Origin of the sequence: Arachidicoccus terrestris (assembly GCF_020042345.1) — a bacterium.
Lineage (GTDB): Bacteria > Bacteroidota > Bacteroidia > Chitinophagales > Chitinophagaceae > Arachidicoccus > Arachidicoccus terrestris.
Genome location: NZ_CP083387.1, coordinates 3,150,763 through 3,166,891 on the forward strand (window position 1 = coordinate 3,150,763; position 16,129 = coordinate 3,166,891).

The window sequence follows — 16,129 nt, forward strand, 5'->3', positions numbered from 1 at the left end:
TTATAATAATAAGGACGCTACTTTATTTCTGAAGCGGAAAGTTAATTTTTCACAGCGACCACTTTCTATTTACGGCCGCCATATTATGCATCTTTTGTCCGCTCTATTTCCACTTCTGTTTTATGAACAGGGTCAGCTTTTGCCTGGTGTGTTCGTTTTTTATCTGCCTGCTTTTGCGCCTGCCAACCGGCAAAGAATTGCATCACTGCCTTGGCAGTTCCCAGAAAGCTAAGTTGACGCAGCACCGTTGCCAGTCCTTTTTTAAAACCGCCCCCACCTTTCTTGCCTGCAATAATGGCAGCCACCAATCCCCCTACCACAGTCTGAATTGTAGAAAAGGCTTTATCGGCCACTGTTGCTTTTTTAAACAAAGGTATCACAGATCCTAACGAGGCTTTAACCGCCTCTTTAGGTATCGATTTAAAGTCTTCCTTTAATGCGGCCTCTCTTTCCCTGATCCTTCTTTTTACCGTCCTGATTTCCAGGTCGATGTCTTCCAAACTGTTGATATGGGAAAGATCCACCTTCTGATTGCGTAAATTAATCATCGTCTTCTTTTTTATCCAGGACTGTATCAATAATACTGCTGATGATCTTGCGCATTAATCTTTTCCTGTATACGATGGACAGGAAAAAGACCAATATAAATAGCAGCGTCACAATGCCGAAGCCCGCATAATAGGAATCCAGCAAGTGTCCCAAAAAAAATCCAAGCATAATACTGATAAACAATACGATAAAGGCAGAAAGAATGGCCAGGAAGGCCATGCCTACCATCTGCACGATCAGTGTAGAGATCTTTTTGACAGATTTTAATCTAAGCAATAATAATCTGTCCTCTACATATCCTTCTATTTTATCACGGTATTCCTTAAAAAAACTGCCAGATTGTTCTTCCATAAACTACTGATTTTAGGAGAAAATCTCCTCCAGATCGTACATGTCTTCTTTTTTATTACTTCCTTTCAGATCAGCAATAAAATCGCGTCCTTTATTCGTCCATTTTTCCAGTTTCTCATCAAAATTTTCCAGACCGGTTTTCAGGTCATCTGTAGCCTCACGGACAACATTTTTAAAATTCTGAATAACCGTCTGCCCTTTGTCTCCATTTAAGAAAGAAGTAACGATCGCACCGGCTGCGGCACCCAATAAAAATCCTGACAAAAATTTCTGATTATTCTTCATAAAGTAATATGTTTTTAAGTAATTGGCATTCAGTTTAAAACAAGTTTCATACCAATTGTGAATTTACTTACATATTGGCATTCGACAAAATAAAAGCAGCTGTACTTTTGAAAGTGCAACTGCTTTTTATGGTTTCGTTTAAGATCCTCGTTAATAAGCCCATTTGACATAAGTTGCCCCCCAGGTAAATCCGCCACCGAAGGCAGCCATGACCAGTTTGTCGCCTTTCTTTAGTTGTTTTTCAAAATCCCAGAGACAAAGCGGGATCGTACCTGCGGTCGTATTACCATATTTGTGGATATTAATCATCACTTTTTCTGGAGGTAAGTTAATTCTTTCACGGGTCGCATCAATGATTCTCAGGTTAGCCTGATGGGGTACCAACCAGTCGATATCCTCTCCTGTCAGATGGTTCTTCTCCAGCAGTTCCTGGCTCACATCTGCCATGCCTGTTACCGCAAACTTAAAAACATGTTTGCCTTCCTGATAGATATAATGTTCCCGGGCGGCCACTGTTTCGATAGTGGCCGGACGAAGGGAGCCGCCTGCTTTCATATGCAGGTGTTTGGCGCCAGATCCGTCACTGCGTAAAATAGAATCCATCACGCCCACATCCTCCGTTGTCGGTTCGAGTAATACAGCGCCCGCGCCGTCGCCAAAGATAATACAGGTTGTTCTGTCCGTATAATCTACGATGGCGCTCATTTTATCGACACCAACAACCAAAACTTTTTTGTTTTTGCCGCTCTCAATGAGCGCAGTGCCCATATTCAGGGCATATAGGAAGCCGCTGCAGGCAGCGCTGATGTCAAATCCATAGGCATTCTTTGCTCCGATCTTATCACCGATCAGGTTGGCGGTAGAAGGGAAAACCATGTCTGGCGTTACGGTGGCACAAATGATACAGTCAATCTCCAGCGGATCCAGCTGTTTTTTTTCCAGAATTTGCCCAATGGCTTCCACCGCCATATCACTGCTGGCTTTTGCCGGGTCTTTCAGTATCCTTCTTTCTTTAATGCCTGTTCTTGTCGTAATCCATTCATCGGTTGTATCAATGATCTTTTCCAGGTCGGCGTTCGTGAGTCTGTCCTCTGGTACGTAACCTCCTACCGAGGTAATTGCGGCGCGTAATGTATTCATGAAATATCAGTTATTTCGAATAATGTTTTCGTATTACAGTAAAAAATAATGGTCAAAAGTAACCCAAAGTGATGACATCTGAAAATCTGGAGATCTAAGCGGTTATATTTTAATAAAATATAATTTATTTAAATCTATATCGATTGTCGCTTTTATGCTATTTTTGGAGCTGTTGGAGGATTAATAGCTTTTTAAAACTTATAACTATGATCGCTTTCGTCAGAGGCCGTTTTGTACATAAAACGCCCGCTAATGTCATTGTTGACGTTGGCGGCGTCGGTTATGACCTGCAAATCAGCCTGAATACCTATTCCGCTATTAGCCAACAGGAAGAAGGTCAGTTATTTACCCATTTACATATTACGGAAAACGCGCATACTATGTATGGTTTTGCGGACCCGAGTGAAAAAATGCTGTTTTTACAGCTGATCTCTGTTTCCGGCGTAGGCGCTTCTACAGCCCGCATGATGTTGTCCGGTATGAAGCCGGAGGAGATCATCAGGGCCATTGTTCAAAACAGTGCGACAGAACTGGAAAAAATAAAGGGGATTGGCAAGAAAACGGCGCAGAGGCTTACACTGGAACTCAAAGATAAACTCGCTAAACTCCATGATCAGCAACTGATGGCCGGCATGGAAGCGGTGGGCAGGTCTATAGAATCTGACGCCCTGGATGCGCTCGTGGCATTGGGTATCAGTAAGCCGATGGCGGAAACCGCGATCCGTAAAACGCTGAAAGGCGCAGGTGATACCGTGCCGGATCTGGAAAACCTGATCAAATTATCGCTTAAGAATCTATAATCCTGCTTTCAATAAATTAGCTTATCTGATTATACTTTCAAGGCTAAAATTCCGTTTTAATACTTTGGCAGAGATAAATTGGCCAAGATTAGTGAGAATCCAGCTTTGAGTATTAAATATTATAAACTTCTCTATCGATTATTATGGGTAGCCGTTATCCTTATGCCGGCTGCTTTGCGACTTAGCGCGCAGTCGCTGGCGGATTCAGCAGGCAGGCCCTTTTATCCTTATCCCATTCATGATTATTACAGATACCGGTTTACCGACCCGGGGCGCTCAAAAAACGTTTTTGACCAGGACCGGTTAAGGGACACCGGTTTTTTTAAGACCTATGTCCGTTATGATAGTATCACAGGCAAGTATATCTATTTTAAAAAGGCTGATTCTTTAAGGCAGCCCTATCGCGGCAATATCCAGATCAGTAAAGAAGACTTTTTACACCTGCAGGGAGACGTACAGAACAGAGAACATTTCTATCAGCTTTCCCGTTCGCTGGATTTGCTCAATTTTAAACAGCCCCGTCCTAAATCCAGAATAGATTCTACACTTTTTAACCGCATCTTTGGTTTGACTGGAGATGGCAAGAAAGTCGATGTAACGCCCCAGGGCAATGTTGATCTGTCGCTGGGATATGAAGGGCAGAATATTCAAAACCCCACGCTTTCAGAAAGGGCCCGCAAGACGGGAAACTTCAATATCGATGCCGGCGCTAATTTAAACTTACTGGCAAAGGTCGGCAGCAAACTCCTGCTGCCGATTACCTATAATACGCAGAGTACCTTTGAGTTCAACAATCAGTTTAAATTAAAATACGTGGGTAAGGAAGATGAACTCCTGAAACTGGTTGAGGCAGGAAATATCTCTTTTGACAGTAAAGGGACGCTTATGCCCAGTATCCAGAACCTCTTTGGTGTCAAGGCGCAAATTCAACTGGGTAAACTTTTTGTAACAGGCGCCTTTGCCAATAACCGGTCTGAAAGGCAGTCCATTACCTTGCAGGGAGGAGGACTTGCCCAAAAAGTGAACATTTCCCTGGGAGACTATGATGAGAACAGAAACTTTTTACTGGGTAATTATTTTGAAGCGCATTTCAACGAGGTTATGCACGACCTGCCGGTTGTCAAAAGTCAGGTCAGGATACTTAGAATGGAAGTCTGGGTGACGAATAAGACCGGTGCCACCACAAACGTCCGCAATATCGTGGGGCTGATGGACCTGGGAGAAAATACGCCCTACAACAGCAATATCCAATCACTGCACTCCTATAATGGCTTGCCCGATAACGGTGCGAATGATTTATATTCATCTATTTTATCAGGCGGGCAAACCAGAAATCCTGCATTGGTTACATCCATTCTGCAGGCCAGGGGGCTCCAGCCGGTTCGGGATTTTGAGAAGACTTACGCCCGTAAACTGGACTCCACTGAATATACCTATAACCCGCAGGCCGGATTTATTTCCTTAAATCAGCAGTTATCTCCTGATGCGGTACTGGCGGTTGCATATCAGTATACTTTTAACGGTAGAACCTATCAGGTAGGAGAATTCTCACAGGATGTTGCCCTGGATTCTACCCAAGGTGTTCAGAAAGTTCTGTTTCTGAAGTTGCTGAAGGCGACTGCTCAACAAGTCAGGCTGCCGACCTGGAACTGGATGATGAAAAATATTTACTCCCTGAATGTCGGTGGCTTGCAGTCAGATCAGTTTAACCTGAATGTTTATTATAAGGAGCCTAGCGGCGGTACTAAAAGATATTTACCTGATCCTTCAGGTGCGGTTAAGGGCAAATCGATCATTTCTGTATTAGGCGCAGACCGGCTGAACGCCCAAAATGACCCTGCGCCGGACGGGCAGTTTGATTTTGTCGACGGTTTTACGGTTTTACAACAACAGGGGAAAATTATATTTCCTGTATTGGAACCTTTCGGCAGAGATCTGGATTCTCTGGCGTACCCGGGCGTGGATCAGTCGGTTAAAGATAAAGTAATCTATTATGCACTCTATGACAGCATAAAAGCTATTGCAAATACCTACGCAAATCTGGACCGGTTCGTTTTGCAGGGGACAGTTAAAGGCAGCTCCAGCTCACAGATCAGCCTTGGTGCTATGAATATCCCGGCCGGATCAGTAACGGTTACCGCCGGCGGACGCATGCTGGTGGAAGGATCGGATTATACGATTGATTACAATCTGGGGATGATCCAGATTGTTAATCAGACCATTTTGAATTCAGGTACGGCCGTCAACGTTCAATTTGAGAATAATGCCAATCTGGGCGTTGCTCAAAGGAACTTTATGGGCCTTAGGCTGGATTATCTGGCCAGTGATAAATTTTTTATCGGTGCCACCATGGAGAAGCTCACCGAGCAGCCCTATACGTTTAAGACGAATTATGGAGAAGATCCGATCAATAATACAATGTTCGGCGTGGATTTTAGTTACCGGTCTGATTTTCCGGGTCTGACAAAGTTACTGGACAAGATCCCTTTTTATTCGACTACGGCGCCCAGCTCCATCAATGCTTATGGTGAGGCGGCTGTGCTTAAACCGGGGCACGCTAAACAGATCGGCTCGGGGTCTGACGGCACCGTTTATATTGATGATTTTGAAAGTTCAGATAATCTTTTTGACCTGCGCTTTCCGTTTACTGCCTGGGCGCTGGCCTCCACGCCGGCGGGTAACGGTTTATTCCCTGAGGCGACGCTCAACAATAACCTGGATTATGGAAAGAACCGGGCGCTTCTTTCCTGGTATAATATTGAACCTACGTTGCAGGACAGGACCAATTCCAGTAACCCGCTGCATAAGAACCTTTCGGAGTTGAGCGATCCGCGTGTACGACCGGTGTATGAGGGGGAACTGTTCCCTAAACAAAGCGTACTGTCGTCGGCTTTACAGTCGACGACCTTTGATCTGTCTTATTATCCGACTGAGCGAGGCCCTTATAATTTTTCCAGCCTTGCGGGTGACATTGACCGCAATGGAAAACTAAGCCGGCCCGCCGACCGGTGGGGAGGGATCATGCGATCGCTGGATCAGACGGACTTTGTCACCAGTAATGTGGAGTATATCGAATTCTGGTTACAGGATCCCTTTATTATGGATCCGGGTAGCACGGGAGGCAAACTGATCTTCAATCTGGGAGATGTGAGTGAAGATATCCTAAAAGATGGCAAGCGGCTTTACGAAAACGGGCTCTCTACCCCCAATACACCGACCGCGGTGGACAGCAGTTCCGTATGGGGCGTAAGTCCGGTCAATCCCATTCAACTGACTAATGCGTTTAATAATGTCGCCAACGACAGAATACTACAGGATGTCGGTTTTGACGGTATGGGAGATGATGCAGAAAGGCGAAAACATAGTATATACCTCCAGACCCTGGCGGAAAATTTCGGAACGGCTTCTCCGATCTACCAGCATGCCTTAAAAGACCCCTCTGCAGATGATTATAAATGGTATAGAGACGGTTCCTATACAGCCGGCGACGGAATTCTGGCCCGGTATAAATATTATAATAATACGGAAGGGAATTCTCCGGTGGCCGGTACCAATGGCAGTGGTGCATCTGCTGCGGTGATGTATCCGGACAATGAAGATCTTAACGGTGATAATACCGTGAATGAAACGGAACAGTATTTTGAATACGACCTGAATCTCAAACCGGGCATGAGTCTGACAGACCCCTATATCGCGGATGTCAGAACGATCACACCAAAGCTGGCCAATGACAGCACGACCAAGGAAAAATGGTATTTGTTCAGGATCCCGATTAACTCTTTCACCGGTAAAGTGGGCAATATTGCAGATTTTAAATCCATTCGTTTTATGCGGATGTATCTGACAGGTTTTAACGATTCGGTGACACTGCGTTTTGCCCGCCTGGGACTGGTACGTAATAACTGGCGGCCGTTCACCTATAACCTGGATACGACCGGTTCTTACACCTCATTGCCGCAAAATAGTACGACAGCGCTGACCGTCCTTTCTGTCAATACGGAGGATAACAGTGAAAGGCTGCCGATCCCCTATAAAATGCCGCCCGGTGTCCGGCAACTGCAGTCAATCATGGCGGCCGGCGGTGCCTCTAACGGATCTGTATACCTGGAAAAAGAACAATCCATGAGCCTGCATGTAACAAATCTCTTGAAAGGAGACGCAAGGGCGGTCTTTAAAAACCTGCAGCTGGATCTCAGGCAATATGGAGAGCTTTCCATGTATTTGCACGCAGAGTCGCTTCCGGGCAGCCGCCAGGTAAGCAATGGTGAGCTTACCGCTGTGATACGTATCGGACAGGATTTTCTGGATAATTATTATGAAGTGAGAATACCGCTGCAGGTGACACTTCCCAGCGCGACAGCCACTGCGGAACAGATCTGGCCGGAGCTCAATCATCTGAAGCTCGCGCTTCAGGACCTGGTTGCCTTAAAGCTGCGGCGTAACAGTAGCGGGCATCCCATTAACGAGATCTACCGGGAGGGGGTAAAGGGTGAGACCTATTCAGTTAAAGGGAATCCGAACCTCGGTGAAGTTACCAGCCTGCTTATCGGTGTTGAAAACACAGCAAGCGCTCAGCCGGCTAATTTTGAGGTCTGGACCGATGAACTGGGATTATCAAAATTAAATGAGCATGGCGGTTGGGCCGCCTTAGGCAGGGTCGATTTACAGCTGGCCGATCTCGGTTCTGTGAGTCTGTCAGCCAATACGTATTCTGCGGGTTTTGGGTCACTGGAACAAGGCGTGAATGAAAGGGCAAGGAACTCTATGATGCAGTTCGATGCTTCTGCCAGTATCGATGCGGGTAAGCTCCTGCCGGAAAAAGCAGGGATTTCCATTCCGGTCTATGCGAGTTATAACAGAACGGTACTGACGCCCGAATACGATCCTTTTGATATGGATGTGCTGCTGAAAGACAAGCTTAGGAGCTATCATAGCCAGAGAGAAAGAGACTCCGTTAAACGGATGTCTCTGGATCAGACAACCAGTAAAACCATTAGCTTTTCCAATGTACGATTCGGGCGTCCATCCATGAAGCCTAAGATATGGGACCTGAGCAATTTTGACTTTTCTTATACCTTCTCCAGCATCGATCAGTCGAGCCCGCTGATCGCTGAAAACAGCATTAATAAATATTTTGCCGGGCTGGGCTACACTTTTAACGGAAAGCCGCATTTTATTGAGCCTTTCAAGAGGCTCATCAGGAATAAAAGCCCCTGGCTGGAGTTTATCCGTTCCTTTAATATTAATCCTACACCTTCGCTGCTGAGTTTCAGAACCACGATAGACCGGCAGATGGGCATTTACACACCCAGGGCCATTAATCTGTATGATCCAATGGCTACAACAGATACTGCGGAGACCACCTTCGACAAGTATTTCAGGATGTCCAGAGATTATAACCTTAACTGGAATCTGACCCGTAGCCTGAACCTTGATTTTACGGCCAATAACCTGTCCTATGTGGATGAACCCTATGGTTACCTGGATACCAAGGCAAAAAGGGATTCCATGTGGCATAACTTCTGGTCCGGCGGCAGAAATACGCAGTATTCCCAAAAAGCATCCCTGTCCTATAATCTTCCTTTTGATAAGTTGCCTTTTGCAGACTGGATCTCCATGCAATACAGTTATTCGGTGAATTATGACTGGGTGGCGTCCAGCCTGCTTTCCAGATCTCTGGGTAACATTATTGAGAATGGCAACAGTTCTAACCTGAATGGACAGCTGGATTTTCGCAAACTTTATGACAAGTCTCGTTTTATCAAGGCGGCTCTGGACACAACGCGCACACCTTCTCTCGCAGACTCGCTTAGGCCGGAGGACCAAAAGAAGCTGGATTCACTGATTCAAAATCTACCGAAAAGGAAAGCGGTCATAAAGGGACTGAAGGGAAGAGAACGCAAGCTCGCCCTTCGAAACTGGCGAAATATGAAAGCAGCGATCAAAGAGGCTAAAATCGCTTTGCGCAAAAAACAGGTCGTCAGAACCCATAAAGCCGTTTCGGCAGTCGTGCGTTTACTTACAATGATCAAGAGTGTCTCCATTACGTATTCAAGCGGTTACTCCAGCAGATTGCCAGGGTATATGGACAGTACAAAAGCACTGGGGGAGAACTGGGGCTCCGGACAGCCGGGACTGGGTTATATTTTTGGCAAGCAGCCTACCAAAGCGTGGCTGGAAGCCAAGGCAAAAGCACATGTATTATCTACAGACCCTTATTTTAATGATCTTTATCGCCAAACCTATAATCAGAACATCAATATCAGCGCGCAGCTTGAGCCCGTACCGGATCTGGTCATTGATCTGAATCTGATGAAATCGTTTAATAAGGATTATTCTGAGTTATTTAAGGATACTGCCGGGACTGGCAATTTTGAACATTTAAGCCCGTACAGTGCAGGCGGGTTTACGGTATCTTATGCGGGCCTGCATGGCTTATTCGAAAAGCCGGCGACCGGACAAGTGTCAAAGAGCTTTCAGCGCTTTTCTGATTTCAGGCAGATCATTTCCAGAAGGCTGGGCGCGCACAATCCCTATTACGAGGGTGCAGTCGATGCAGATGGTTTTGCCACCGGCTACGGGCGGTATGCGCAAAATGTACTGATTCCCGCGTTTCTGGCGGCCTATACAGGAAAGTCACCAGAAACGATCGGACTGGTCGGGGAGGAAAATAAAGATATTAAGACCAATCCGCTGGGAGATATTTTCCCAATGCCCAACTGGAATATCACCTACTCTGGTCTCAGCAGGCTGGGTTCTTTGTCAGATATCTTGTCGAATGTTACGATCAGAAGCGGTTACAACGGAACCTTATCCATGAACAGTTTTACGAGCTCCCTGAATTTTCAGGACAGGTTAATGCGGGGTATGCCTTCCTTTATTGATTCCATTTCGGGTAATTATGTGCCTTATTTTCTAATCCCCAATATTACGATCTCGGAAAGTTTTTCTCCACTGATAGGAATAGATATCACTTTTATGAACCAAAGCAATATCCGGTTTGATTATTCAAGAACCCGGCAATTATCACTGAGCCTGATAGATTATCAGGTCAGTGAAGTCAGCTCCACTGAATATTCACTGGGTTTTAACTGGACACGCCATAATGCAAAATTGCCTTTCCTGCCCAAACCTAAAAAGAGTGCGGATGGCGTCGGCAACGACCTTACCTTCGGATTAGATCTGGCGATGAGTGATCAGCTGAACTCCAGTACAACGCTGGATCAGACCAATAACTATAGTACCGGTGGTCAGAAAGTGATCTCTATTGCGCCTTCCATTAACTACGTGCTGAATAATCGTATCAACCTGAAGTTCTTCTTTAACCAGACCCGTAATATCCCCTATGTGTCTACCACACCACCGATTGTGATGACCAGTGCCGGTCTGCAGATCAGGATGTCTTTGCAGTAACTTCTTTTCTACGTATTATTTTCTTTTCATCCGGCGTGAACGCAGGAATACCAGATCCCTCATCCTTAAAGGTTGCTTTGTGGGCAGGCCAGATGGTACACGGGATCTGGATCCACCGGTGCTGAGCAGGAATACTGTGGATATAATACATAAGCTGCCGATCCAGTCAAGGAGTTTGAAGGAAGTTTGCAACCAGTAGACAGATAATAAAGTAGCTGCAAGGGGCTCAGCAGATGCCAGAAGGCTGGTCATCTGTCCGCCGATGCTTTTTACGGAAGCCATATATAGTGTAAAAGCGATCAAAGTACCAAATACAATGATAAAGACAGCACTTAACACTGCAAAGATATCCCACTGTCCGTCAGCCTCCCAGGGAGCATGCACAAAACTAAATAAGAATCCTCCGATGAGCATCGCCCAGCCAATCACCAGGCTGGACTTATAAGTATGTAATAGCCGAAGGGGCTGGAGTGTATAGACTGCCAGGGCGACGGCAGAGGCCAGACCAAAAAATAAGGCGGCTTTGGAAATGGCCAGCTCTCCAAAATTACCATGCGTAACCAATAATAAAGTACCGAGTGTGGCCATAAGAATGGCAAGGAGTGTTCTTACTGCCGGTAGTTTCCGGTATTTGACCGCCAGAAAGATAGCGATCATCACGGGGCCGGAATATTGTAATACGGTCGCCGTTCCGGCATTGGAATGCTGGATCGCCGCAAAGTAAGTGTATTGGACGGAGACCATACCAAAGATGGCAAAAGTGAATAGGGCAATGCTGTCTTTTTTAGGCCGGAAGATGGTCAGGAGATCTTCTTTCTGGAAAAGGGCGGCATATAATAAAAGTAATATCCCTGAAACCAGCATGCGTACCGTGATCATCCATTCAACACTGACGCCCCGCACTTGGAATAAGAACTGGCCAAAGGTGCCGGAAAACCCCCAGAAGATGGCGGCCAGAATAGCCATAATAAAGCCTTTAACAACGAATTTGTTCATGTCGCAAAATGATGATTGAAGTTTCTGGATGCAAAATTCTATTAATATCGTCAAGCTTTTTGCTTAATTTTAAATCTATAAACGCAATTTTGTTGCATGTTAGATATTTATGGACCCATTTGACAAGCAGATACTCACCATCCTGCAAAAGGATAACCAGACATCGCAAAGAGATATCGGAGCACAGATAGGCCTGTCTGCCGCTGCGGTGCAGCGCAGAATCAAGAAAATGCGGGCTAGTGGTGTGATCAGGGCGGACATTTCCGTATTGGATAGAGAAAAGACGGGTAGCCCCATTACACTCATGGTCGAAATCTTCTTGGAGAGCGAGAAAATTGAACAGATTGATGCACTTAAGAAAAAGTTTCTGGCGACCCCTCAGGTTCAGCAATGCTATTATGTCACCGGTGAGTCTGATTTTGTGTTGATCATGGTGGTAAGTTCTATGTCAGAATATGAGCAATTGACACGGACACTGTTTTTTGGGTCGCAGAATGTACGCAAGTTCAGGACGATCATTGTGATGGGCGTGGAGAAGCTGGGATTGGAAATACCTGTTTAACTGTTTCACTGCAACGATATTTTTATAATTATCTCAGAAAATAGCTGCCCGCGATCTCGCGGTTTTTTGCAGGAACCGAAAGATAGGCTAAATATTAGTAATGGCTATGAAGAAAAAGAATAGTCAGGGAGTTGCGATATGGAATATTTCACTTAGATCACCTGTAGATGCTTCCGTATATCTGGCGCTTGTCTAATTTACATTGGCCCACAATAAAGAATAAATGGCACTCAAAATTACTTTTGGCTCCGTATAAATTAAAAAAATGCTGAACGCTTGTAAGCGTTCAGTTTGCCCGGCAAAAAATCCTGTAACTGGTAAGATGGTTAACGGAATTCCAGGGACCAGGCCCAAGCGATCTTTTCAGATTAACTCCCGTTTGACGGCTTCAGCAATCAGTTCCGCCACATTTTTGACCTGTAGCTTTTGCAATATATTTTTCCGGTGATTCTCGATGGTGAATTTGCTAAGAAACAAGGTTTTGGCAATCTGTGCTGTGGTGTTTCCGGCAGCTATGAGCGCTACAATTTCTTTCTCACGTGCAGAAAGCCGTATCGTTTGGGTTGTCAGAACCTGCCTTTTTTGGGCCTCCAGTATACTTTGCACTTCTCCACTTAATGCCAGGCGCCCTTCAAGGGCCTCCTTAATGCAATGAATGATCTCCTGAGGTGGTGTACTTTTTAGAATATAGCCCTGTACACCCCCTTCCAGCATACGGAGTACCGCACTTGGCTCGTTATGGTTGCTGAAAACAAGCACCACTATACCCGGCGACAATGCTCTGATTTTATCGAACAGATCCATCCCGTTTATATCGGGCAGGGCAATGTCAAGCAAAATAATTTCCGGTTGGTTGTCCTGGAGAAAATCCAACAGTTGCCGGCCGGTCGTGAAGCGCCCGGATACTTTAAATGCTTTTTCACTGTTCAGTAAATTTATCAAACCATCCAACACAATTGGATGGTCATCTACCACCGCTACAGTTCTTTTCGTTTCAGACATTTAGTTGTATGTTTATAGATGTGCCTTTTGCTCCGTCAAGTGAACTTATATCAATACTCCCGTTCAGATAGCGTACGCGGCTTTCGATATTTTCCACGCCTATGCCCCCGTTTTGTTTCGGCGCTTGTTTGTCCAGACCAACTCCATCGTCCTCTACGGTGATCAAAAATATACTAGTCTGGACCGCGCATTGAAAAAAAACGCTTGTGGCATGCGCGTGTTTTATGATATTGGAAAAAAGTTCTTGAACAATTCTGTAGATCATGACCTGCTTGTCGAGTGCTATAGACTGGCTCAGGTTGATAAATTTCTGCTCGACGTCTATGCCGGCTGATTCCAACATGTGACAGAGATCTTTGAGTGCGGTTTCAAGACCCAGCCGTAACAGCATCTCAGGCATCATATTATGTGCTATATGCCGCAATTCCCTGATAGATGAATCTAACTGATTGACGGCATTGACAATACCATTGTTGATGCCCGCCTTCGTTGTGTCTCTGGCCAATACGCCCAAGTTCATTTTAATGCCGGAAAGTGTTCCTACCAATCCGTCGTGCAGATCGCGGGCAATACGTTCGCGCTCTGTTTCCTGTGTACTTAGCATTATTTCGGCCATCTTTATTTTTTCTTTCTGGGCCATATTACGCTTATTGGTGCGGTAAAGTATAAAAACAATACCGAGAACAATCAGTAAAAACAAACAGCCCGTACTAAGGAGGATATTGGCCAGTCGCTGATCTTTTATATGCAATGATATTTTTCTCTTTTCTGATTCCAGCCTGATTATCTTTTCTTCTTTCTGCGAGGTTCTTAATTGAGTTTCAAGTTCCTTTATTTTCTGGGCGTCCTGGCGAAACTGGACACTGTCCTTGAGCTGGTTGTAGCGCCTGGAATAGCTGTAGGCTGCCTTATAATTCCCCATTTCGAATGAAAATTCGGACATATTCTGGATGGCTGCGATGGCCGCCTCAATATATCCATCCTCCATTCCCATCCGGTAGATATCTTGCGCGGCTGCTTTGGCCTTACCGTACTGCTTTTTAGCTGCGTTGGCGTCACGGATGGCTTCGTAAGCCAGGTACTCATTTTGCCGGTCATTATATTTTTTCGATGCTTCCAATGCATTGCCGGCGGCGACCAGTGCGCTGTCCGGTTGTTTGATTCCTGAGTAATACATGGCCTTGTATGCGTAGAATTCTGGCCAACGTCTGCTGTTACCATATCGATGAAGCGCTTTTTCTGCTTTGTCCAGGTAGCGCTTTTGCTCTCTGAATTTTTTCAGATTATAACAAACCACTGTACCGTTCAGATAGGCCAGTACCTGCAGACGTGTGTCGCTCCCGGGTATATCGGCCAGCGCCACGTCCTGCAGCATGTAATCGTAAGCTTTGTCGTCCTGGCTCATCATGACGAAGCTGGCGGAGATATTATGGATCGTTAAATGATAGAGCCTTTTGTCTTGAATCTCTTTAATCAGTTTCAGATTTTTAATCAGAATTTTTACGGATTTTTCTAATTCTCCTGCTGTGGAGTAGGCGACAGCAATATTGTTATTGGCTGCAATCTTCAACTGCATTGCTTTGCTGCTCCGGTTCTCTTTGAGTAAGCCAAACACTTTATTCGCATACGACAAAGTGCTATCCAGTTTTCTGTCCGTTGAATATATAAGGCTTGCGTAGTTAAAGGCTTTCGCTGTATAGACGCGGCTGTTCGTTTTGCCGGCTGAAGCGAGCATATCTTTCATAATTAGCTTCGCACTGTCGATGCGGCCCACTTTTAAGTAGTTATCTATTAATTGCCCTCGGAGAGATATCCTGGCGGTGTCAGACGCAGTTTGAGCCAGAAGGTGAAAAAGACTGTCTGCTTTGGTATTTTTTTGAGCAATGGCGGTATTACAGGCCAAACAGACGGTACATACCAATGCCTCTATCAATATTATAATTTTTCTTATCAAGCTAACAAAAGGGGTTCTTCAGTGTTATAAAGTTAAATTATTATTCTGGCATAGATTCTTTTTTTTAAGAAAATGACCATTTACAGCTATTGGCCGAATATATTGAAGAGCATAGCTTTGCTAGGACCTTTAATTTAAAACCGTCGAAGTGTTGCCGCCAGATTTCAAGTGTAGGAACAGATGTTTCTGCGGCCGGGCCTTTTTGATATTGAATTATGAAGTGCGATAGCATAAACGTCTCATTATGGCCAACCCGTAGGGTTTGAGGTGATAAAACCATTCAGTATGACCAGTCATTAGTTAAGAACGCCGAGATAAAAATGTAGAAGATGAAAAAAGTATATTGTTTTCTTGTATTAGTTGTCTGTTGTATGGGCGCAATAGCGTCGTATGGCCAGTACAAACAGAAAGAGTATGAAAAATACCCTTTGCAGAAAATATTTCCCAGGCAATCCTTTGATTCCGTTGCGGCTAAGAATGCGTTGGCTGAGGGGGCAGTAACGATTGATGGCATTGCTTTTACGAGGCCAAAGAATAGTCTCGGGTTTAAGGCGCCACTTGCTGAGCGGATTAAGGCCAATCATATTACAGTAACGCTGTTTCCGTATACGCCTTATTTTGAAGAGTGGTATAACCTGAAAGAAAAGGAAGAAAATGTAAGGAAGAATAAGATTGTATATATGGACAGTATCGCTTACCGGTACCGGTTATACTGTGAGACCAATTCACGGGGAGAATTCAGCTTTCCTAAAATGAAAGCCGGTAAATACATACTGATGGGAACCTTGCCCTGGTCGTCGTCTGGCTATTACAATAAGTATACGGGAAGCGGTTACGGGTCCTACGGCGGGCAGGTGAATTATTATCAACGCCAGTATTATAGCGTCTCCCACAGTGATTTCCTATTGCGGGTAGTTGAAATTGAACCTGGTAAGCAGCGCGTTAAAGTAAGGCTTAAGTAATGCGTCACCTCATCCGCAACAACCTTGTTGAAATACCCATGTCTAGGCTTAGTGGTTGTATCGGGCAATTACAGACTGCTTCAGGCCGGTGCAACCACTTGCTTCCGTCAGTCCC

Annotated in this window: 11 protein-coding genes; 4 read left to right on the forward strand and 7 right to left on the reverse strand. The window is 45.1% G+C overall.

Annotated elements, in window-relative coordinates; all coding sequences use genetic code 11:
- Positions 1 to 83 precede the first annotated feature (83 nt).
- From K9M52_RS12235 to K9M52_RS12250, 4 genes are all read right to left on the reverse strand, one after another.
- A complete protein-coding gene (locus tag K9M52_RS12235; protein WP_224068711.1) occupies positions 84 to 548 on the reverse strand; it encodes a hypothetical protein in 465 nt (154 codons plus the stop codon).
- A complete protein-coding gene (locus tag K9M52_RS12240; protein WP_224068712.1) occupies positions 541 to 900 on the reverse strand; it encodes a phage holin family protein in 360 nt (119 codons plus the stop codon). The genes K9M52_RS12235 and K9M52_RS12240 overlap by 8 nt, the downstream gene beginning before the upstream one ends.
- A 12-nt stretch (positions 901 to 912) precedes the next feature.
- A complete protein-coding gene (locus K9M52_RS12245) occupies positions 913 to 1,185 on the reverse strand; it encodes a YtxH domain-containing protein (protein ID WP_224068713.1) in 273 nt (90 codons plus the stop codon).
- Positions 1,186 to 1,335: 150 nt separating this feature from the next.
- Positions 1,336 to 2,325 (reverse strand): beta-ketoacyl-ACP synthase III, encoded by a 990-nt coding sequence (locus tag K9M52_RS12250; RefSeq protein WP_224068714.1) that lies wholly within the window; start codon positions 2,323 to 2,325, stop codon positions 1,336 to 1,338.
- Positions 2,326 to 2,531: 206 nt separating this feature from the next.
- Here K9M52_RS12250 and ruvA point away from each other — a divergent pair, with 206 nt between their 5' ends.
- Both ruvA and sov read left to right on the forward strand, forming a co-directional pair.
- Positions 2,532 to 3,125 (forward strand): Holliday junction branch migration protein RuvA, encoded by a 594-nt coding sequence (ruvA, locus tag K9M52_RS12255; RefSeq protein WP_224068715.1) that lies wholly within the window; start codon positions 2,532 to 2,534, stop codon positions 3,123 to 3,125.
- Between the two features lie 105 nt (positions 3,126 to 3,230).
- Complete coding sequence (gene sov / locus K9M52_RS12260) at positions 3,231 to 10,538, forward strand: T9SS outer membrane translocon Sov/SprA (protein WP_224068716.1); 7,308 nt, start codon at positions 3,231 to 3,233, stop codon at positions 10,536 to 10,538.
- A 15-nt stretch (positions 10,539 to 10,553) separates the two neighbouring features.
- On the opposite strand, the gene K9M52_RS12265 is transcribed toward sov, so the two are convergent.
- Positions 10,554 to 11,534 (reverse strand): DMT family transporter, encoded by a 981-nt coding sequence (locus tag K9M52_RS12265; RefSeq protein WP_224068717.1) that lies wholly within the window; start codon positions 11,532 to 11,534, stop codon positions 10,554 to 10,556.
- Positions 11,535 to 11,643: 109 nt separating this feature from the next.
- On the opposite strand from K9M52_RS12265, the gene K9M52_RS12270 reads away from it, so the two are divergent.
- Positions 11,644 to 12,096 carry an Lrp/AsnC family transcriptional regulator gene (locus K9M52_RS12270; protein ID WP_224068718.1) on the forward strand — a complete coding sequence of 151 codons (453 nt, stop codon included), beginning with the start codon at positions 11,644 to 11,646 and terminating at the stop codon, positions 12,094 to 12,096.
- 363 nt (positions 12,097 to 12,459) lie between these two features.
- Here the strand turns inward: K9M52_RS12270 and K9M52_RS12275 are convergent, their stop codons facing one another.
- Both K9M52_RS12275 and K9M52_RS12280 read right to left on the reverse strand, forming a co-directional pair.
- The gene (locus K9M52_RS12275; RefSeq protein ID WP_224068719.1) at positions 12,460 to 13,098 is read right to left on the reverse strand and encodes a response regulator transcription factor; all 639 of its coding nucleotides are present in this window, start codon (positions 13,096 to 13,098) and stop codon (positions 12,460 to 12,462) included.
- A complete protein-coding gene (locus K9M52_RS12280; RefSeq protein ID WP_224068720.1) occupies positions 13,091 to 15,031 on the reverse strand; it encodes a sensor histidine kinase in 1,941 nt (646 codons plus the stop codon). The genes K9M52_RS12275 and K9M52_RS12280 overlap by 8 nt, the downstream gene beginning before the upstream one ends.
- Before the next feature lie 350 nt (positions 15,032 to 15,381).
- Here K9M52_RS12280 and K9M52_RS12285 point away from each other — a divergent pair, with 350 nt between their 5' ends.
- Positions 15,382 to 16,014 (forward strand): hypothetical protein, encoded by a 633-nt coding sequence (locus K9M52_RS12285; protein WP_224068721.1) that lies wholly within the window; start codon positions 15,382 to 15,384, stop codon positions 16,012 to 16,014.
- Positions 16,015 to 16,129: the final 115 nt, after the last annotated feature.